Raw genomic sequence first — 18,966 nt, forward strand, 5'->3', positions numbered from 1 at the left:
CTTCCCTCTCCCGGCTTGAGCCGCTTCCTTGTTGTGCTAGCGTCATCGTCAACATTGGCACGAAGAAATGCCAGACACAAAATCGGCAGGGAGGAATCTTTCAGATGAGCCATCCGCTCCATGCGTTTCCACCGGTATGCGAACAGACGCTGCGGGCGCTGGCACGCTATCCCTCGCGCACGGCCTTTAGCTGGCCTGATGGATCGATCACTTACCAGGGCGCGACCGACCTGATCGGGCGGATCCAGAACGTGTTCACGCGGCTCGGCTTCGCGCCCGGCACCCGCGTCGCGCTGCTGAGCGCCAACCGCGCCGACGCCTGGTGTGCCGGCGTCGCCGCGCAGCTCGCGCGACTTGCGATCACTTGGCTGCATCCGTTGGGATCGCTCGACGATCAATTGTTCCAGATCGAGGATTCCGACGCGCAGATGCTGATCATCGATGCCGCGACCTTCCACGACCGCGGTGGTGATCTCGCAGCGAAAGCCACGAATATCAAAACCGTGTTTACCCTCGGCCCAGCCGATTACGGCATCGACCTGTTGCAGGCGATCGAGCAGGCGGGACACGTCACCGCGCGTTGCCTGGCCGGACCGGACGACGTCGCGACGCTGAACTATACCGGTGGCACCACAGGCAAATCCAAGGGCGCGCTGCGTTATCACCGCGAATATGGCGGCTTCGCCGGCGCGATCCTCGCCGATTTCGAGATCCCCGACACGCCGCGCTATCTCACGGTGGCGCCGATCAGCCACGTTGCCGGCACCAAGGTGCTGCCGACGCTGATGCGCGGAGGCACCGTGCACATGCTCAAAGGTTTCGATCCCGAGGCCGTGTTCAAGACGATCGAGCGGGAGAAGATCAACTTCACGCTGTTCGTGCCGACCATGATCTATGTGCTGCTCGATCATCCCGCGCTTGATAAGACCGATCTCTCCTCGCTCGAACTGTTGCTTTATGGCGCCTCGGCGATGTCGCCGAGCCGGCTGGTCGAAGGCATCGAGCGGATCGGGCCGGTGTTCTCGCAGCTCTACGGTCAGACCGAATGCTATCCGGTCTCGGTGCTGCGCAAGGCCGACCACGATCCGAAGACGCCCGAGTTCCTCCTGTCCTGCGGCTTCCCGATCGCGGTCTGCGACGTGAAGATCCTTGATGACAATGACGAGGAGGTCAGAGCCGGCGAAGCTGGCGAGATCTGCGTGCGCGCGCCGCATGTGATGGCGGAATACTGGAAGCGGCCCGACACGACAGCGGAGACACTGAAGAACGGCTGGCTGCATACCGGCGACATCGCCCGCGCCGACGAGCGCGGCTACATGTACATCTTGGATCGCAAGAAGGACATGATCATCTCCGGCGGCTTCAACATCTTCCCGCGCGAGGTCGAGGACGTGCTGTCGCAGCATGCCGATGTCGCGATGGTCGCGGTCGTCGGCGTGCCCGACGACAAATGGGGCGAAGCGGTCACCGCTGTCATCGTCGCCCGCGACGGCGCGCGGCCGGATGCCGATGAGCTGATCAACCTGGTGAAAGCGAAGAAAGGCTCGGCGCATGCGCCGAAGCAGATCCGTTTCGTTGAAGCATTGCCGATGACCGGCGTCGGCAAGGTCGACAAGAAGGTGCTGAAGGCAAGCTTCTGGGCCGGCCGCGAGCGGATGGTAGGGTAGTCGGGCGGAGCCGAAATGCTCCGACGTCATTGCGAGCGGAGCGAAGCAATCCATCGCGCCACTTGCGGAGGCGTGGATTGCTTCGTCGCTTCGCTCCTCGCAATGACGTGGAGAGAGCTGGGGCGACGTTCACCGCAGCAATTGGTCCAGCCGATCGCGCAACTGGTCCTGATGATATGGCTTCGCCAGCCGCGGCAGGTCGACCTGCACGCCGTCGGGCAATTCGGCGTAGCCGGTGGCGAGCAGGATCGGCAGCGACGGGCGCACCTTGCGGGTGGCGGCGGCAAGCTCGAGCCCGGTCATCCCAGGCATCACGTGATCGGTCATCATCAGATCGAGCGGCTGCTCGCTGCGGAGGATATCGAGCGCATGCAGGCCCGAGGTGGCGCCAATCACGTGATGACCGAGGTCCTCCAGCATCTCCGTGGTCGACATCGCGATCAAGGGATCGTCGTCGACGAACAGGATCACCGCGGAGCGCTCCAGCTTTCGCGACGGCAGCTGCGGGCTCGCTGCTTCCGCCAGTACGGTCGCAACCGGCAGCATCAGCGTTGCGGTGGTGCCCTGGCCTTCGATGCTGGAAAGCTGCAGCGTGCCGCCGAGCTGCACGGCGAGCCCATGCACCATCGACAGTCCGAGCCCGGTGCCCTTGCCGAGTGGCTTTGACGAGAAGAACGGCTCGATCGCGCGCTTCAGGATCTCCGGCGACATCCCGGTGCCGGTATCGATCACCGACAGCCTGATATACCTGCCCGGCTTGAGCGCCGGATCCTTCACGGCCTGATCTTCCGACACCTTGATGTCGATCGCGCCGCCATCGGGCATCGCATCGCGCGCGTTGATCGCGAGATTGAGGATCGCAAGCTCGAGCTGGTTGGCGTCGATCCGCGCCGGCGGCAGGGCTTCGGGCAAATCAAGATGCAATGCGATCCGCGGCCCCAGCGAGCGTTCGAGCAGATTGCTCATGCCCTGGATCAAGACGCGCAGATCGACCGGCACCACGCGCAGATCTTGCTGCCGGGCAAAGGCGAGCAGCCGCTGCGTCAGCGAGGCGCCGCGCTCGGCCCCCTGCATTGCGCCGTCGATGAGACGATGCAGGCGCTGGTCGCCCGGCAGACGCTTGCGCAAGAGTTCGAGATTGCCCATCACCGCCATCAGCAGATTGTTGAAGTCATGGGCGATGCCACCGGTGAGCTGGCCGACGATCTCCATCTTCTGCGCATGACGGAGCTGCTCCTGCGCCTTTTCGCGCGCGGCGACTTCTTTCAGGAGGTCGGCGGTACGCTGTTCGACGCGCTGCTCCAGCGTCGCCGTCAATTCCGAAAGCGCAATGCGCTCGGCTGCGAGCTGCGCCAGCAGGTTTTCGCGCTCGATCTCGGCGGTCTTGCGCAAGGTAATGTCGGAGCAGACGCCAACCAGCGACCTGAGACTGCCGTCGGGCCGCCGCACGGCGCGGGCGCGCACGTCGAGCCAATGCTGCGAGCCGTCCGGCCAGATCACGCGGTATTCGATCGCGTAGTGCTTGCCGGTGCGGATGCTTTGCTCGAGGACGCCAAGTCGCCGCTCGCGGTCGTCGGGATGTACGGCGTCGAGGAGCTCCGGATAGGTGAAGTGCTCGCTCGCGCGACGCCCGAAATAGGCCTTGCAGATGTCCGAGGCCTCGAGCTCGAATTCCGGCAAATGCAATTCCAGCGCGCCGAGCTGGCCGGCATTCAGCGCGGTCTGCAGCAGGCTCTCGCTCTCGGTGAGATCTTCGAGAATGGCGCGGGTCTGGTACTGGCGGCGCCGGCCACGCACCGCGGAGCCGACGATGCTCGCAAGCGTGGTGGGATGAAACGGGCGCTCGATGAAGGTGACATTGCCCAGGATCTTGCCGAGCCGTACCGCGCCCGGATCACGCTCAAGGCTGCCGCCCTGGGTCAGAAGCACGATCGGGAAATCTGACCATGCCGGCTGATCGTTGAGCCATCGCGTCAGGTCGGTCAAATCCGCCCCCTTGATCGCGTCGTCGGCAATGACGGCTAGGCCGGCGCCGCTTGCGATCTCGCGCCTCAGCACAGCGAGATCACCGCAGATGTTGGCGTAGTAGCCGGCGTCGCGGATCAGGCAGGCAGTCTCGACCGCTTCACGCTCGCTCGAGGCAAGGACCACCGCACGCTCAGAGGAAGGACCGGGCCTCACAACACGCTCCGGCTTGAAAAGGACTTGGCTGCAATAGGATAGGAAGTGTCGACGGCTGACGCTTGCCTGGCAGCGAGCGTCAGTCCGCCGGCGGCTAAATCAACGCGCTTCATGATGGCCCTCGACGAGTGCCAAACTCGCCCGGCCGCGAAGCGTTCCAAGGTGAGGCAGCGATTTTTCGCCGCGTTGCTCTACCGCTTCTCGATTACGAGGCTTTGCACGGCGCGGCCGAAATAGCCGCGCTCGTCGGCGAGACGCGACATCGCAAGCCCCGTCCCGTCGGGGCCGATCCAGCTTTCGCCGTCGAGCAGGATCCACTCGCCGACCGGTTGTCGCAAAAGGCTCACGGTGAGGTCGGCATTGATGAAGGTCCACTCCCGGAAATCGAGCGCGGACGAAGTGCCGTTACTGAAATCGGCGGCGACCACCGCGCGCATGGCCTGCGACACCGGCGATCCCGCGATCAGCGGCCGCTCGACGCGAAACCAGATCGCGGCAGGACCAACCATGCCGAAGCGGCCGCGGACGGCGCGCATCGAGATACATTTGGTGAACGGGCTGCCGGCGTTATCGGCAGGCTCGAACGTCGATTGATCGGGGCCGGGAAGTCCGAGCGGCAGATCAACGACATCCGGCGGCAATGCCTGTGCCTGCGACTTGATCCGCAGCACGGAGGCCGCGACCACAGGCACACCTTCGGCCAGCAGCCGCACGCCGCAGAGCTGGATCTTGCGGCCCTCGCGCAAGATCTCGGTCTCGATGGCGAGCGGCGCGACCGGCACCGGCCGCATCAGGTCGATGGTGACGCGCGCGATCTGCATCGGCACCGGCGTGGGCAGGGACTCGGCGGCCCACACCACCAGCGCCGCGGGCGCGGAACCGTGCTGCATCTGCGGATGCCACGGGCCGGCGGCATCCGGGCTGGTGACGACCTTGTTGCCGTCAACGCGGAAGATGGGGTCCATGATAACTGGGCCTATTTGGTGCCGAACATGCGATCGCCGGCATCGCCGAGGCCGGGCAGGATGTAGCCGTGGTCGTTCAACCGCTCATCGATGGCCGCGGTCCAAAGCGGCACATCGGGATGCTCCTTCTGGAAATGAGCGATTCCCTCGGGAGCGGCCAGCAGGCAGACGAAGCGGATGTCGCGCGCAGCACGCTTTTTCAGGAGGTGCGCACCGGCGACGGCGGAATTGCCGGTCGCCAGCATCGGGTCCATCAGGATCGCGGTGCGGTCGGCCAGATCGTGCGGGGCCTTGAAGAAATATTCCACCGCTTCCAGCGTCTCGGGATCGCGATAGAGCCCGATATGCGACACGCGCGCCGACGGCACCAGCGCGAGCATGCCGTCCAGGAAGCCGACGCCGGCGCGCAGGATCGGCGCGAAGGTCAGTTTCTTGCCTGCGATCATCGGCGCCCGCATCGGCATCAGCGGCGTCTCGATGTCGACCAGTTCGAGCGGCAGGTCGCGCGTCACCTCGTAGCAGAGCAGCATGCCGACCTCGTTCACGAGTTCCCGGAAACTCTTGATCGACCGGTCACGCTCGCGCATCAGCGTGAGCTTGTGCTGTACCAGCGGATGGTTGACGACGTTGACGGCGGCGGCGCTCATGGCGGTATTTGTCGCACAGGCGTGATGGCTGCATCAAGGGTGTGCGGAGCGTCCACTTGCGCTTGCTCCGTCATGGCCGGGCTTGACCCGGCCATCCACGCGTTTCCGCAACGCGCCAAGAACGTGGATGCCCGGGACGAGCCCGGGCATGACGAGACACGATGCGAGTTATTCACAACGCCGGATCGACGGCTTCCTCGTATTCCTTCTTGAAGCGCGCGATCAGTTCGGCGGCGGGCACGATCTTTTCGACGCTGCCGACGCCCTGGCCCGAGCCCCAGATCTCCTTCCAGGCTTTCGGCTTCGCCCGCTCGCCGGAGGCGTCGGTGCCGAAGCTCATCTTGGAGGGATCGGAGGTCGGCAGATTGTCCGGATCCATGCCGGCGGCGACGATCGACGGCTTCAGGTAATTGCCGTGCACGCCGGTGAACAGGTTGGAATAGACGATGTCTTCGGCGGCCGAGCCGGTGATCATGCTCTTGTAGCCTTCCACCGCATTCGCCTCCTTGGTCGCGATAAAGGCCGAGCCGATATAGGCGAAGTCGGCGCCGAGGACGCGCGCGGCGCGGATCGCCTTGCCGCTGCCCATCGCGCCCGACAGCGCGATCGGGCCGTCGAACCACTGCCGCGTCTCCGTAACGAAGGGGAACGGCGACAGGGTGCCGGCATGACCGCCCGCGCCGGCCGCCACCAGGATCAGGCCGTCGGCGCCCTTCTCGATCGCCTTGTGGGCGAACTTCTGATTGATCACGTCGTGGAAGACGATGCCGCCCCAATTGTGCACGGCCTGATTGAGCTCCTCGCGCGCGCCCAGCGAGGAGATGATCATCGGCACCTTGTGCTTCTCGCAAAGCGAGAGGTCATGATCGAGCCGGTTGTTCGACTTGTGCACGATCTGATTGACCGCGAATGGCGCCGAGGGCCGTTCCGGATGCGCCCTGTCATAGGCCGCGAGTTCTTCCTTGATGCGCCCCAGCCATTCGTCGAGCAACTCCGGCGGCCGCGCATTCAGCGCCGGAAACGATCCGACCACGCCGGCCTTGCACTGCGCGATCACGAGATCAGGCACGGAGATGATGAACAGCGGCGCACCGATCACTGGAATCGACAGACGGCCTTTGAACAACGCAGGCATGGACATCAGTGAAAATCCTTCGGGTTAGCTCGGAAGAGAGACTGGGCTTAAGATGCCAGACGTCATACCAGCAGGGCAATCTTTCCAGTGTCAAGTATTGCGTCTTGGCGCTACTGCCGTAGCCCGGGTGAAGCGGAACGCGCAACCCGGGCATCTGTGGCAGCGTTTACCAGCGGCCCCGGGTTACGCTGGCGCTCCACCAGGGCTACGAGCGCTACAGCGCACTACTGGCAGATCGCCCGCGTGACGAAATTTTCCGTCCGGCAGTCGTTCGGCTTGCGTTTGTGGCCGGGCAGGAACACGATCGGCGAGCATTTCTCGGCGGCATCGGTGTCCAGGCTCTTGCCTTCCTTGTAACCCTTGCTCTGGCAGAGCCTGTCGGCGCCGGCCTTGCAGTCTGGCGCGCCGTTGGCTGCCACCAGGCAGGCCGCGCGGCCGGTGACAATCAATGACGGTCTTGTGAGGGCAGACAGGTTCTCGCCCGCATCCCTGGCGCTGTTGTTGAGGTCGTCGACGGTCTCGCCCGGGCTCTTCAAGGACGGCAGGATCGACCTGGACTTTTCGAACAGCTTGCCGATCTCGTTGATGAGGCCGGGGTTCTCCTCACGCGCGGGTGGCGGAGCTTGGTTCGGCTGGGGCTGTGACTGGACACCGAGCGAGATTGGAGGCGCGGCCTGCGAAAAAGCGAGATCGGAGGCGAGCATCAGTGTCGACACGACAACAGCCGCCTTGGCGACGGGCGGTCCGATGCGAAACGAAAGCTCGACTCGATCAAGCATGCCGAAGCGTAACCGAGGACGACGACACGGCAAAGCGCTTTACGCCACACCTATCGCCCTCATCCCGAGGAGCCGCGCAAGCGGCGTCTCGAGGGATGGGCCACGGGCTCGATTGGGGCCTCATGGTTCTGAAAGCGATGCGACGCATCGTCCGGAGACGGCGCTTACGCGCCTCCTAACCATGAGGGGTTAGAGCACCGGTTTGTCGCGCAGGATCAAACCAGCTTGAAGGCGATGTAGAAGCCGAACACCAGCACGATTGCGCCGAGCGCGACGTAGAAGCCCAGCCGCTTCTCCAATTCCTTGCGGATGAAATCGCCGTAGCGGTTGAGCAGGACCGCGACAATGAAGAAGCGGCCGCCGCGCGCGACGATCGAGCACAGGATGAACAGCCAGATGTTATAGCCGGCAAAGCCCGAGGTGATGGTGACGAGCTTGTAGGGGATCGGGGTCAGGCCCTTGAGCAGGATGATCACCGCGCCCCATTCGGCATAGGAGGCGCGGAAGGCGTCGACCTTGTCGCCGAGGCCGTAGATGGTGATCAGCCAATGGCCGACCGAGTCATAGAGCAGCGCGCCGATGGCGTAGCCGAGCACGCCGCCGGCGACCGACGCGATCGTGCAGACGGTGGCAAACCACCACGCGCGCCTCGGCTGCGCCAGCGACATCGGCAGCAGCATGATGTCGGGCGGAACCGGGAAGAATGAGCTTTCAGCGAAGGCGACCGCCGCGAGAATCCAAAGCGCGTAGGGCTTGTCGGCGGCGTCGATGCACCAGTCGTAGATCCGTTTCAGCATGGGCGCGATCAACCATCATGGAGCGCATTTGTCCATGCCGGCAAAAGAGGATTGTTGGCGGGTCAGCGCCGCTTCCGCAGGCTGCTTTCGAGCGCGACAATTCGCCGCCGCACGACCGGCTCGGCCGACGGCTTGGCCAGTCTGGCGCCAGTCTTCGGCAGTTTTTCGGCGATTCCGAGCAGATGTTCGCGCCGTTCCATCTCTTTCCAGACATCCTCCGGCTTGACGCCGGCGGCTGCCCACAAAACAGTCAGATTATAGAGAAGGTCGGCGCTCTCGCGCACCACCGCGTCGGTCTTGCCGCTGAGGGCGTCGATCACGACCTCGATCGCTTCCTCGGCCAGCTTCTTGGCCATCTTTGACGGCCCGCGCTGAAACAGCCGGGCGGTGCGCGACGTCGCCGGATCGAGATGCCGGGCCGCGAGAACCGCCCGATAGAGCCGTTCGACCGAATCACTCATTTCTCAAGCCTAATTCAAACCTCTGGCCAGCGTGTTAACGGGCAACCATGACACGCAAAAAAATCCACCGGCCGCGCGGGCGGCCGGTGGATGTCGTTGCGATCAAGATTACGTTTACCAGCTCGCGATCGGGTGACCGCGATAATACGGCACGCCGCGGCCATAGCCGCCGCCGTAATAATACGGACCGCCGCCATAGTAGGCCGGACCACCGTAATAGACCGGGCCGCCACCATAGTAGCCGTAGGAATCATAGTAATCACGGCGGTTCTGGGCGGCGGCGATCGCAAGCCCCGCGCCAACGATGCCGGCAAAGGCGGCCGCAGCAGCCGCGCCACCACCGCCACCGCGATAGTATCGCCGGCGCGCGCTGATATCGGTGACGTCACTGGTGCCGGTCTGCGCCGTGACCTCCTTGGCCTTCGGGGCCGAGCCCGCATAGGCCATCGACGGCTCGACCGCCGTCAGCGCGACCGCCGCGACCGTGGCCAGCGCGGCTCCGCGGCCGATCGATGAAAACACACCTTTTCGCGCAAACATCTGAGTAGTCCTCCGTGGAAGCTCGGCCCGTCGGGCCACTCACAGCCAACCACGGGTGCGATCCTAAGTTCCCCAAACCAAACGCAGGCTGAACGATCCCTGGCGAAATCGTGGCAGTCATCAAGCATTCAGGTTAGAAGCGGCAGAATGGCACCGCTGAACGGGCGAAAACGCGCGTTCGGCGTCACGAAACAGACACACCCCAGCGCGACAGATTGTCTCGCGTCTCCTGACGTCATCATGCGCGTAACCTCAACTTCCACCCGCCGCGACTTCCTGGGCCTTGCGATCGGCCTCGGCGCCAGCCTGTGCCCTCGCGCAAGCCGCGCGCAGAGCGCAGGCGCCGCCAAGCAGCCGATCACGATCCAGCTTACGCTCGACCGCCCGATCGACGCGGCGGCGTCGCCCTTCGTGATGGCAGCCGTCGGCGGATCGTTCGGTGCGGAGGGACTTGCGGTCACCACCAACATCGTCAGCGGATCGCAGGACGCGATCGCGCGCGTCGGCGCGGGGATGAGCGATTTCGCGCTGGTCGACATCAACACGCTGATCCGCGCGCGCGACCGGCAGGGCGCGGCCCCGGTCAAAGCGATCTTCGTCCTGTTCAACCACGCGCCCTACGCCATCATCGCGCGCAGGAGCCGCGGCATTCGCGCCCTCTCCGACATCGAGGGCAAGAATCTCGGCGTCGCCGAGGGCGATCTCTCGATCCGGCTGTGGCCTGCGGTCGCCAGGCAGAACGGCATCAAGCCGGCAAGCGTGAAGCAGAGCAGCATCAGCGCCGCGGTCCGCGAGCCGATGCTGTCGGCCGGACAGGTCGACGCGGTCACCGGCTTCTCCTATCTGTCGGCGATCAACCTGCGCGATCGCGGCGTGCCGGCGGACGATCTTGCGGTGCTGCGCTTCGCAGATTACGGCTGCGAGGCCTATGGCGCCGCGCTGATCGTCAACCCGAATTTGGCAGCCGCCAAGCCCGAGGCCGTGAAGGGCTTTGTGCGGGCGGCGATCACGGGAACACATCTTGCGATCAAGGACCCGGGCCGCGCGGTGACCGAGGTGGTAAGCCGCATGGACGCCGGCTCGCGCGAACTGGAATCCGAGCGGCTGCGCGCCATCATCGGCGACAACATCCTCACCGCGGAAGTGAAGCAGCACGGCCTCGGCGGCATCGATACGGTCAGGTTCGAGCGGTCGATCGACCAGATCGCGGAGGATTTCAAATTCCAGAAGCGGCCGACCGCGGCGGATATTTTCGATGACGCGTTCCTGCCGCCGGCCGACGCGCGCGTGGTGAATTGAGCAAGAATATCGCCGCGCCCGTCATTGCGAGGAGCGACAGCGACGAAGCAATCCACGCCTCCGCAAGCGGAGATATGGATTGCTTCGCTGCGCTCGCAATGACGTGGAGAAAGAGCCCAAAAAACCATCGCGCTCTGGTTCTCGCCCGCGATCCCGGATTACAATGGCGGCATGTCGCTGCTTCGTCTTTATGTTCGCGTGCTCGAATTGCTCGGCAAGGAGGCGCGGCTCGGCTGGATCCTGGCCGGCGCCAATCTCCTGCTCGCCTGCGCGCAATTCGCCGAGCCGGTGCTGTTCGGCAAGATCGTCGACGTACTCTCGGGCAAGCCGGTCACCGGGCTGCTCGCATCCACGTCGCCATGGCCGCTGCTCGCGGCCTGGGTCGCGTTCGGCCTGTTCACAATCGGGTGTAGCGCCATCGTGGCGCTGCATGCCGACCGGCTCGCGCATCGCCAGCGGCAGGCAGTTCTGACCGATTATTTCGAGCACATCCTGCAACTGCCGCTGACCTTCCACACCGGCACCCATTCGGGACGGCTGATGAAGGTGATGCTGAACGGCACGGACGCGCTGTGGCGGCTCTGGCTCGGCTTCTTCCGCGAGCATTTCGCCGCAATCCTGTCGCTGGTCGTGCTGTTGCCGCTGTCGCTCTACATCAACTGGCGGCTTGCGATCCTGCTGTTCGCGCTCTGTGTCGTCTTCACCGTGCTGACGACGCTGGTGGTGCGCAAGACCTACGGCATGCAGAGCGAGGTCGAGGAGCACTACAGCGATCTCTCCGCGCGCGCCTCTGACGCGCTCGGCAATGTCGCGCTGGTGCAGAGCTTCGTGCGCATCGACTCGGAGGTGCAGGGCCTGCGCTTCGTCGCCGACAAGCTGCTCGCCGCACAAATGCCCGTGTTGTCGTGGTGGGCGCTGGTGACCGTGATCACGCGCGCCTCCACCACCATCACCGTGCTTGCGATCTTCACGGTCGGCATCGTGCTGAACCAGCAGGGGCTGACCTCGGTCGGCGAGATCGTGATGTTCGTCTCCTTCGCGACCATGCTGATCCAGAAGCTCGAGCAGGTGGTGAGCTTCATCAACAACGTGTTCATGGAAGCGCCGCGCTTGAAGGAATTCTTCGACGTGCTCGACGCGGTGCCGGCGGTGCGCGACCGTCCCGGCGCGATGGATGCGGGCCGGCTGTCGGGCCTCATCGAATTCAACGATGTCTCCTTCTCCTATGACGGCAAGCGGCCGGCAGTGGAGGATTTGACCTTCACCGCGCTGCCCGGCCAGACCATCGCGCTGGTCGGCTCGACCGGCGCCGGCAAGTCGACCGCGATCGCGCTGCTGCACCGCGCCTTCGACCCGCAGTCGGGCATCATCAAGATCGACGGCATGGACATCCGCGCGCTGAAGCTGACTGCGCTGCGAAGGAACATCGGCGTGGTGTTCCAGGAGGCGCTATTGTTCAACCGCTCGCTTGCCGAGAACCTGCGCGTCGGCAAGCCTGATGCCACCGACGAGGAACTTCGCACGGCAGCAGCCCGGGCGCAGGCGCTGGAATTCATCGAGCGTAGCGAGAAGGGTTTTGATACCCATGCCGGCGAGCGCGGCCGCATGCTGTCAGGCGGCGAGCGGCAGCGCTTGTCGATCGCCCGCGCGCTTCTGAAGGATCCGCCGATCCTGATCCTGGACGAGGCGACCAGCGCGCTCGACGCCGTCACCGAGGCCAAGGTCAACGCCGCTCTCGATGAAGTGATGAAAGGCCGTACCACCTTCGTGATCGCGCATCGCCTCTCCACCATCCGCCACGCCACCCGCATCCTGATGTTCGACAATGGCAGGGTGATCGAAAGCGGAACTTTCGATGAACTCGTCGCAAAAGGCGGCCGTTTTGCCGATCTGGCGCGGGCCCAGTTCATGGTCCAGGAGAACGCGCGAGCGAGCCTGCAGGCGGAATAGGCCGCAGTCCGCCGGTCGCGGAATTGTCGAAATTCGGCCGATTTCGTCCACGATTAAGTCGGCCGGCCTCTGTTCTCGAAAGGCGGCCCGGTATAGGGTTTGCATCGCCGCAAAATTGGCCGGCGCCGGACACGCTTGAAACCGGAACGTCACATCTGAAAGCCCACCTTGTTCAAGGCGGGTCTTCAATCAGAACCGGACCAGGATAGTGCACCTTCTTCGCCCGCTGCTTCGCCGATCGCTTCTCCTCTTCGTCGCCGCCGCGGCTCTCGCTCTCGCGCCGCGCGCGACCAACGCCGAGGCGCTGCTGGTGGTGGAAGCCGATAGTGGAAAGGTGCTGCAGGCCGACAACGCGACCATGCCCTGGTATCCGGCATCGGTCACCAAGCTGATGACCGCCTATGTGACGCTGAAGGCGGTGAAGGACGGCCGCATCTCGCTCGACACGCTGCTGACGGTGTCGCCGACGGCCGCCTCGCAATCGCCGTCGAAGATGGGCTTCCGCCCGGGCACGCAGGTCACCGTCGACAATGCGCTGAAGATGATGCTGGTGAAGTCGGCCAACGACATGGCGGTCGTGCTCGCCGAAGGCGTCGGCGGATCGATCGACGGCTTCTCCGCGATGATGAACGAGACCGCGCAGAAGCTCGGCATGGTGCAGACGAGCTACGTCAATCCGAACGGACTGCCGGCGGACGGTCAGATCACCTCGGCGCGCGACCTTGCGATCCTCGCCCGCGCCATCATCCGTGATCTCCCGGAATACGAATATTTCGTGCACATCCCCTCGATCCGCTTCGGCCGACGGGTCACGCAGAACTTCAACCGCCTGATCGGCCGCTATCCCGGCGCTGACGGCTTCAAGACCGGCTTCATCTGTGCCTCCGGCTACAACCTCGTGGCGTCGGCGACGCGCGACGGCAAGCGGCTGATCGCAGTGGTGCTCGGCGCCTCGTCGGGCCGGATGCGCGCGGTGCGCGCGGCGCAGCTGCTCGATCGCGGCTTTGCCAATAACGGCCTGTCCTGGCTCAAGCCCTCGCTCGGCACGGTGGAGAATCTGGCGCCGATCGATGCCACGCCGCCGAACCTGCGCGACGAGATGTGCGGCCCCAAGCGCAAGCGGCCGGCGAGCGACGAGGATGAGGACACTGTCGCCAGCAGCACAAGCAGCAGCAGCGGTGAGACCGGCGCGACCTTCTTCGCCGCCGCCCTGCCACCGCCGCTGTTCAAGCCGGCTGACTTGCTGGCGCAGCCTGCGGAGGCGTCCGAGCCGGTCGTGGTCTATACCGGCCCAACGCGGACGGGTGCGGCGCTGATCGCCGCGGTTGCGGCGGACACCGAGAAGGACACGCCAAAGCCACACAAGAAGAAGGCGCATGTCGCGGCCAAGAAGCCCGACGCTTCTGCCGACGCCAAGTCGGACGCTAAGTCCGACGCCAAGCCGGCTGCAAAGCAGGCCAAAGCGGACACCAAGCAAGCCGCTAAGCCGGAGGCCAAGCCAGCGGCGAAACCTGCCGCTGTGCGGCATGCCAGCGCCAAGTCGAATGGCGCTGCCGCAAAGCCTTCGGAGAAGCCCGCTGCCACCGCGGGTGATAAGCCAGCCGCCAAGCCGGCGAAGCCGAAGGCGGCGGCCAAGCCGAAGAACGACAGCAGCAAGCCGGCCAGTTAACCGCGCCGCAACATCCCCCGATCTGCAGATGCGTCGAACGGGCGCGGGCGGCTTGCCATCGGCTGCCGGCTAGCCCAATACTGCCCAAAAGAAGGCAGTCCGGGCCAACGTCCGGGGACGAGGAGAGAGGGGATTTCCATGGAGCGCATCTGGCTCAAGCATTACCCGGCCGGCGTGCCCGCCGACATCGACGTCACGCAATACTCATCGCTGGTTGAGCTGCTCGAGGAAAGCTTTGCGAAGTTCGCCGACCGCAAGGCCTTCATCTGCATGGACAAGGCGATCACCTATCGCGAGCTCGACGAGATGTCGACCGCGCTCGGCGCATACTTGCAGAGCCTCGGCCTGCAAAAGGGCGCGCGCGTCGCGCTGATGATGCCGAACGTGCTGCAATATCCGATCTCGACCGCCGCCGTGCTGCGCGCGGGATACGCTGTCGTGAACGTCAACCCGCTCTACACCCCGCGCGAGCTCGAGCACCAGCTCAAGGATTCCGGCGCGGAAGCCATCATCGTTCTGGAGAATTTCGCCAGCACCGTGCAGCAAGTGCTGGGCAAGACGTCTGTCAAGCACGTCATCGTCGGCAGCATGGGCGACCTGCTCGGCTTCAAGGGCGTGATCGTCAATCTGGTGGTGCGCCGGGTGAAGAAGATGGTGCCGCCGTTCTCGATCCCGCGCGCCGTCCCGTTCAATGCCGCTGTCGCTGCGGGCCGTGGCATGAAGCTCAACCGGCCCAGGATCACGCCCGACGACGTCGCCTTCCTGCAATATACCGGCGGCACCACCGGCGTCTCCAAGGGAGCCACCCTGCTCCACCGCAACATCGTCGCCAATGTGTTGCAGAATGACGCCTGGCTGCAGCCGGCGATCAAGAAGCCGCCGCATGTCGACCAGCTCTTCATCGTCTGCGCGCTGCCGCTCTACCACATCTTCGCGCTGACCGCCTGCTATCTGCTGGCGGTGCGCGCCGGCGGCGTCAACCTCCTGATCCCGAACCCGCGCGACCTGCCCGGCTTCGTCAAGGAGCTCGCGAAATATCAGATCAACAGCTTCCCCGCGGTCAACACGCTCTACAACGGCTTGTTGAACACGCCCGGCTTCGACAAGCTCGACTTCTCCAAGCTGAAGACCTCCTTCGGCGGCGGCATGGCCACGCAAAAGCCGGTGGCCGAGAAATGGCTGGCGGTGACCGGCTGCGCGCTGTCGGAAGGCTACGGCCTGTCCGAGACCTCGCCGACGCTGACCTGCAACCCCGCCGACACCGACAAGTTCTCCGGCTCGATCGGCTTGCCCGTGCCTTCGACCTATCTCTCGATCCGCGACGATGACGGCAATGAACTGCCGCTCGGACAGGCCGGCGAGATCTGCGCCAAGGGCCCGCAGGTGATGTCAGGCTACTGGAACCGGCCGGACGAGACCGCGCGAGTGATGACCGCGGACGGCTATTTCCGCACCGGCGACATCGGGGTGATGGACGAGAACGGCTACACCAAGATCGTCGACCGCAAGAAGGACATGATCCTGGTCTCCGGCTTCAACGTCTATCCGAACGAGATCGAGGAAGTGATCGCGAGCCATCCGGGCGTGCTCGAATGCGCCGTGATCGGCGTGACCGACGCCAAGACCAGTGAGGCAGTGAAAGCGTTCATCGTCCGCAAGGACCCGAGTCTTACCGCCGAGGAGATCATCAAGTTCTGCAGCACCCAGCTCACCAACTACAAGGTGCCGAAGCAGATCGAGTTCAGGACCGAGCTGCCGAAGACCAATGTCGGCAAGATCCTGCGCCGCGAATTGCGTGACGAGAAGAAGCCGGCGGCTGCGGCGTGAATCGCGCGGGAGCGGACGTTCGGACCATGATTGACGCTCCCGACATCACGCCGGGCGAAATCCTGGCGCTTTGGCGCGCGGCCGGCCCCAATCGCTGGTACGCGCGCGACGATGTGTTCGATGCGGAAATACGCGACCGCTATCTCGAGCTGTGGCGGAAGGCGGCGGGCGGCGAGTTGTCATCGTGGGAGATGAGCGATGACGGCGCGCTGGCGCTCGTCATTGTGCTCGACCAGTTTCCCCGCAACATGTTCCGCGGCAATGCCCTGACCTATTCGAGCGATGCGCTGGCGCGCGAGGTGGCGCATCGGGCCATCAGCCGAGGCGTGGATGCGCGGATCGATCCCGACCTGCTCGAATTCCTCTACATGCCCTTCATGCATTCGGAGCATCTGCCTGACCAGATGCGCTGCATCGAACTGTTCCGCAACATCGGCAATACGGAGCAGCTCGAATATGCGGAGGGGCACGCCGATATCATCCGGCGGTTCGGCCGTTTCCCTCACCGCAACCGCATCCTGGGGCGCGCGACCACGCCCGATGAGCAGGCCTTCCTGGATCAGGGCGGATTTTCCGGATGATGACGGAACGGTGAAGGCGCGCGCCCGTTGCGGTTTTGAGCCCCACGAATATTGTGCCGGCAAGCTGCACGGTCTACAAAACATCAGCTCATTCAGGGAGACTGGACGATGACGATCCAAGTTGGCGGCAAGCTGCCGGATGCCAAGTTTCGCGTGATGACCGAGGAAGGTCCGCAGGTGCGGACAACAGATGATGTCTTCAAGGGCAAGAAGGTGGCGCTGTTCGCCGTGCCCGGCGCCTACACCGGCACCTGCCACAAGATGCATCTGCCGAGCATCTTCCTCAACGCCTACGCCATCAAGGACAAGGGCGTCGACACCATCGCGATCGTCTCGGTCAACGATGCCTTCGTCATGAACGCCTGGAAGCGGGACACCGACCAGCGCGACGAGGCGCTGTTCCTCGCCGACGGCAACGCCGATTTCACCAAGGCGATCGGCATGGAGCTCGACGCCTCCGGCAATGGCCTTGGCATCCGCTCCAAGCGCTATTCGATGCTGGTCGAGGATGGCGTGGTGAAGAAGCTCAACCTCGAACCGGCCCCCGGCAAGGTCGAGGTCTCCGGCGGCGACACGCTGCTGGCGCAGCTGTAAGCTTTACCGCGTCATTGCGAGCAAAGCGAAGCAATCCACCTCACCACTTGCGGAGACATGGATTGCTTCGTCGCTAGAGCGTGATGAGATAAGGTCGAATTGTGTTCCCATGGGCGCTGCCTCTTCTCACCTCTCCCATAGGGAGAGGTCGGCGCGTAGCGCCGGGTGAGGGGATTTGCTCTATCGAGGGACCGTAACCCCTCACCCGCGCCTCCGGCGCGACCTCTCCCTTCGGGAGAGGTGAACTTGCGGTCAAGCCGATTCAACCAAATGACATCGCGCTCTAGGCTCCCCGCAATGACGAGCTGAGGCTACGGAACGCCGTCATGCCCGGGCTTGTCCCGGGCATCCACGTCTTTGCTTCCGAACGCGCAGCGACCCGTGGATGGCCGGGACGAGCCCGGCCATGACGAATGCGGCAAAATTGCGCGCTACTGCCCCACTCTCTCCTTGAGCCGCGCCATGGCGACGCCTTCGCGGGCGAGCTGGTCGGCGCGCTCGTTTTCGGCGTGGCCGGCGTGGCCCTTGATCCAGTGCCAGCGCACCTCGTGCGGCTTCAGCGCGGCATCGAGCCGCTGCCATAGCTCGACGTTCTTCACCGGCTTCTTGTCGGCGGTGCGCCAGCCGTTCTTCTTCCAGCCGAAGATCCAGCCTGTGATGCCCTGGCGGACATATTGGCTGTCGGTGGTGAGATCGACCACGCAGGGCTTCTTCAGCGCCTCCAGCGCCGAAATCGCCGCCATCAATTCCATGCGGTTGTTGGTGGTATGGGCCTCGCCGCCCTTCAATTCCTTCTCGACGTCGCCGAATTTCAGGATCGCGCCCCAGCCGCCCGGACCGGGATTGCCGGAGCAGGCGCCGTCGGTGAAAACAGTCACATGCGGCTTTTCGCTCACGCCACGCACCCTGCCTGCGTCACGCCGTAGTCGCGCAGCGTCTTCACGCTCTGGTGGAAGCGCAGCTTCCGCGCGTATTCCAGCGGGTCCTTGGGCTTCACCAGCGCACCCGCCGGCACGTTGAGGAAATCGACCAGGCGCGTCAGCAGGAAGCGCAGCGCGGCGCCGCGCGCAAGCAGCGGCAGCGCCGCCTGCTCTCCTTCCGACAGCGGCCGCGCCCGGCCGTACGCATTGAGCAGCGCGCGCGCCTTGGTCGCGTTGAAGGAATGGTCCGGCTCGAAGCACCAGGCATTGAGGCAGATCGCCACGTCATAGGCCAGGATGTCGTTGCAGGAGAACGGGAAGTCGATCAGGCCGGACAGCCTGTCGCCGAGGAAGAACACGTTGTCCGGAAACAGATCGGCATGAATGACGCCGACCGGCAGACCGGCCGGCCAGTTCGCCTCGAGATAGCCGAGCTCGCGCTCGACGAAATCGCGCAGGCCCGCCTGCACGCTGTCGGCGCGCGCGCTGGCGAGATCGAACAGCGGCCGCCAGCCGGCGACCGAGAGCGGGTTCTTCCGGAACATCGGAAAATCGAGCCCGGCAAGATGCATTTTCGCCAGCGCCTCGCCGACCGCTCCGCAGTGCCCGACAGTCGGCCGCCGCGGCCACATGCCTTCGAGGAAATTGATGATCGCCGCCGGCCGCCCCGCAAGCCGGCTATAGACCTCGCCGTTGCGGTTTCGCGCCGGCTGCGGGCAGCTCACGCCGCGCTCGGCCAGATGCGCCATCAGCGACAGGAAATACGGAAGATCATCCTCCGCCACGCGCTTTTCGTACAGCGTCAGGATGAACGAGCCGCGGCTCGTGTGCAGCAGGAAGTTGGAATTTTCGACGCCCTCGGCGATCCCCTTATAGGAGAGGAGATCGCCGATGTCGTAACCCTTGAGGAATTCCGCTAGCTCTTCGGCGGCGACGTCGGTGTAGACCGCCATA

17 protein-coding genes are annotated in these 18,966 nt (G+C 64.5%); 7 read left to right on the plus strand and 10 right to left on the minus strand.

Annotated features, from left to right (window positions below; genetic code table 11):
• The first annotated feature begins 104 nt into the window (after window positions 1–104).
• Window positions 105–1,667 (plus strand): AMP-binding protein, encoded by a 1,563-nt coding sequence (locus AC5ZG5_RS35085; protein WP_456643599.1) that lies wholly within the window; start codon window positions 105–107, stop codon window positions 1,665–1,667.
• 129 nt (window positions 1,668–1,796) lie between these two features.
• On the opposite strand, the gene AC5ZG5_RS35090 is transcribed toward AC5ZG5_RS35085, so the two are convergent.
• The 8 genes from AC5ZG5_RS35090 to AC5ZG5_RS35125 form a co-directional block, all read right to left on the minus strand.
• Complete coding sequence (locus tag AC5ZG5_RS35090) at window positions 1,797–3,818, minus strand: ATP-binding protein (RefSeq protein WP_456643600.1); 2,022 nt, start codon at window positions 3,816–3,818, stop codon at window positions 1,797–1,799.
• Window positions 3,819–4,039: 221 nt separating this feature from the next.
• A complete protein-coding gene (locus AC5ZG5_RS35095; protein WP_456643601.1) occupies window positions 4,040–4,813 on the minus strand; it encodes a thioesterase family protein in 774 nt (257 codons plus the stop codon).
• A gap of 11 nt (window positions 4,814–4,824) precedes the next feature.
• Window positions 4,825–5,460, minus strand: coding sequence for a uracil phosphoribosyltransferase (upp, locus tag AC5ZG5_RS35100; protein ID WP_456643602.1), 636 nt, complete (start codon window positions 5,458–5,460; stop codon window positions 4,825–4,827).
• 172 nt (window positions 5,461–5,632) lie between these two features.
• The gene (locus AC5ZG5_RS35105; protein ID WP_456643603.1) at window positions 5,633–6,601 is read right to left on the minus strand and encodes an NAD(P)H-dependent flavin oxidoreductase; all 969 of its coding nucleotides are present in this window, start codon (window positions 6,599–6,601) and stop codon (window positions 5,633–5,635) included.
• A 218-nt stretch (window positions 6,602–6,819) separates the two neighbouring features.
• On the minus strand, window positions 6,820–7,374 hold the full coding sequence (locus AC5ZG5_RS35110) for a hypothetical protein (protein WP_456643604.1): 555 nt from the start codon (window positions 7,372–7,374) through the stop codon (window positions 6,820–6,822).
• A 215-nt stretch (window positions 7,375–7,589) separates the two neighbouring features.
• Window positions 7,590–8,171, minus strand: a complete 582-nt coding sequence (locus AC5ZG5_RS35115) for a YqaA family protein (protein WP_130229835.1) — start codon at window positions 8,169–8,171, stop codon at window positions 7,590–7,592.
• Window positions 8,172–8,233: 62 nt separating this feature from the next.
• Window positions 8,234–8,632, minus strand: a complete 399-nt coding sequence (hisE, locus tag AC5ZG5_RS35120) for a phosphoribosyl-ATP diphosphatase (protein ID WP_130229836.1) — start codon at window positions 8,630–8,632, stop codon at window positions 8,234–8,236.
• 114 nt (window positions 8,633–8,746) lie between these two features.
• Complete coding sequence (locus tag AC5ZG5_RS35125) at window positions 8,747–9,172, minus strand: hypothetical protein (RefSeq protein WP_028168678.1); 426 nt, start codon at window positions 9,170–9,172, stop codon at window positions 8,747–8,749.
• Window positions 9,173–9,412: 240 nt separating this feature from the next.
• Between AC5ZG5_RS35125 and AC5ZG5_RS35130 the strand changes: the two genes are divergently transcribed.
• The 6 genes from AC5ZG5_RS35130 (at window position 9,413) to AC5ZG5_RS35155 (ending at window position 17,092) form a co-directional block, all read left to right on the plus strand.
• Window positions 9,413–10,471 carry an ABC transporter substrate-binding protein gene (locus tag AC5ZG5_RS35130; protein ID WP_456643605.1) on the plus strand — a complete coding sequence of 353 codons (1,059 nt, stop codon included), beginning with the start codon at window positions 9,413–9,415 and terminating at the stop codon, window positions 10,469–10,471.
• A gap of 171 nt (window positions 10,472–10,642) precedes the next feature.
• On the plus strand, window positions 10,643–12,421 hold the full coding sequence (locus AC5ZG5_RS35135; RefSeq protein WP_456643606.1) for a glucan ABC transporter ATP-binding protein/ permease: 1,779 nt from the start codon (window positions 10,643–10,645) through the stop codon (window positions 12,419–12,421).
• Between the two features lie 208 nt (window positions 12,422–12,629).
• Window positions 12,630–14,090 (plus strand): D-alanyl-D-alanine carboxypeptidase family protein, encoded by a 1,461-nt coding sequence (locus AC5ZG5_RS35140; protein WP_130229839.1) that lies wholly within the window; start codon window positions 12,630–12,632, stop codon window positions 14,088–14,090.
• Window positions 14,091–14,228: 138 nt separating this feature from the next.
• Window positions 14,229–15,917 carry a long-chain fatty acid--CoA ligase gene (locus AC5ZG5_RS35145; protein ID WP_456643607.1) on the plus strand — a complete coding sequence of 563 codons (1,689 nt, stop codon included), beginning with the start codon at window positions 14,229–14,231 and terminating at the stop codon, window positions 15,915–15,917.
• 26 nt (window positions 15,918–15,943) lie between these two features.
• On the plus strand, window positions 15,944–16,498 hold the full coding sequence (locus AC5ZG5_RS35150; protein ID WP_456643608.1) for a DUF924 family protein: 555 nt from the start codon (window positions 15,944–15,946) through the stop codon (window positions 16,496–16,498).
• Window positions 16,499–16,606: 108 nt separating this feature from the next.
• Window positions 16,607–17,092 carry a peroxiredoxin gene (locus tag AC5ZG5_RS35155; RefSeq protein ID WP_028168672.1) on the plus strand — a complete coding sequence of 162 codons (486 nt, stop codon included), beginning with the start codon at window positions 16,607–16,609 and terminating at the stop codon, window positions 17,090–17,092.
• Window positions 17,093–17,523: 431 nt separating this feature from the next.
• Here the strand turns inward: AC5ZG5_RS35155 and rnhA are convergent, their stop codons facing one another.
• Window positions 17,524–17,988, minus strand: a complete 465-nt coding sequence (rnhA, locus tag AC5ZG5_RS35160; protein ID WP_208828346.1) for a ribonuclease HI — start codon at window positions 17,986–17,988, stop codon at window positions 17,524–17,526.
• Window positions 17,985–18,965 (minus strand): homoserine kinase, encoded by a 981-nt coding sequence (locus AC5ZG5_RS35165; protein WP_456643609.1) that lies wholly within the window; start codon window positions 18,963–18,965, stop codon window positions 17,985–17,987. Before AC5ZG5_RS35165 ends, rnhA begins: the two co-directional genes overlap by 4 nt.
• Window position 18,966: the final 1 nt, after the last annotated feature.

This window comes from Bradyrhizobium sp. Ses1 (genome assembly GCF_059512365.1).

What these genes read in the sequence shown, in the direction of transcription:
- AC5ZG5_RS35085 (WP_456643599.1), top strand. Translation starts at nt 105, where the DNA reads ATGAGCCATCCGCTCCATGCGTTTCCACCGGTATGCGAACAGACGCTG.
- AC5ZG5_RS35165 (WP_456643609.1), bottom strand. Translation starts at nt 18,965, where the DNA reads ATGGCGGTCTACACCGACGTCGCCGCCGAAGAGCTAGCGGAATTCCTC.
- AC5ZG5_RS35115 (WP_130229835.1), bottom strand. Translation starts at nt 8,171, where the DNA reads ATGCTGAAACGGATCTACGACTGGTGCATCGACGCCGCCGACAAGCCC.
- AC5ZG5_RS35155 (WP_028168672.1), top strand. Translation starts at nt 16,607, where the DNA reads ATGACGATCCAAGTTGGCGGCAAGCTGCCGGATGCCAAGTTTCGCGTG.
- AC5ZG5_RS35110 (WP_456643604.1), bottom strand. Translation starts at nt 7,374, where the DNA reads ATGCTTGATCGAGTCGAGCTTTCGTTTCGCATCGGACCGCCCGTCGCC.
- AC5ZG5_RS35145 (WP_456643607.1), top strand. Translation starts at nt 14,229, where the DNA reads ATGGAGCGCATCTGGCTCAAGCATTACCCGGCCGGCGTGCCCGCCGAC.
- AC5ZG5_RS35125 (WP_028168678.1), bottom strand. Translation starts at nt 9,172, where the DNA reads ATGTTTGCGCGAAAAGGTGTGTTTTCATCGATCGGCCGCGGAGCCGCG.
- AC5ZG5_RS35130 (WP_456643605.1), top strand. Translation starts at nt 9,413, where the DNA reads ATGCGCGTAACCTCAACTTCCACCCGCCGCGACTTCCTGGGCCTTGCG.
- AC5ZG5_RS35150 (WP_456643608.1), top strand. Translation starts at nt 15,944, where the DNA reads ATGATTGACGCTCCCGACATCACGCCGGGCGAAATCCTGGCGCTTTGG.
- upp (WP_456643602.1), bottom strand. Translation starts at nt 5,460, where the DNA reads ATGAGCGCCGCCGCCGTCAACGTCGTCAACCATCCGCTGGTACAGCAC.
- AC5ZG5_RS35095 (WP_456643601.1), bottom strand. Translation starts at nt 4,813, where the DNA reads ATGGACCCCATCTTCCGCGTTGACGGCAACAAGGTCGTCACCAGCCCG.
- hisE (WP_130229836.1), bottom strand. Translation starts at nt 8,632, where the DNA reads ATGAGTGATTCGGTCGAACGGCTCTATCGGGCGGTTCTCGCGGCCCGG.
- AC5ZG5_RS35135 (WP_456643606.1), top strand. Translation starts at nt 10,643, where the DNA reads ATGTCGCTGCTTCGTCTTTATGTTCGCGTGCTCGAATTGCTCGGCAAG.
- AC5ZG5_RS35105 (WP_456643603.1), bottom strand. Translation starts at nt 6,601, where the DNA reads ATGTCCATGCCTGCGTTGTTCAAAGGCCGTCTGTCGATTCCAGTGATC.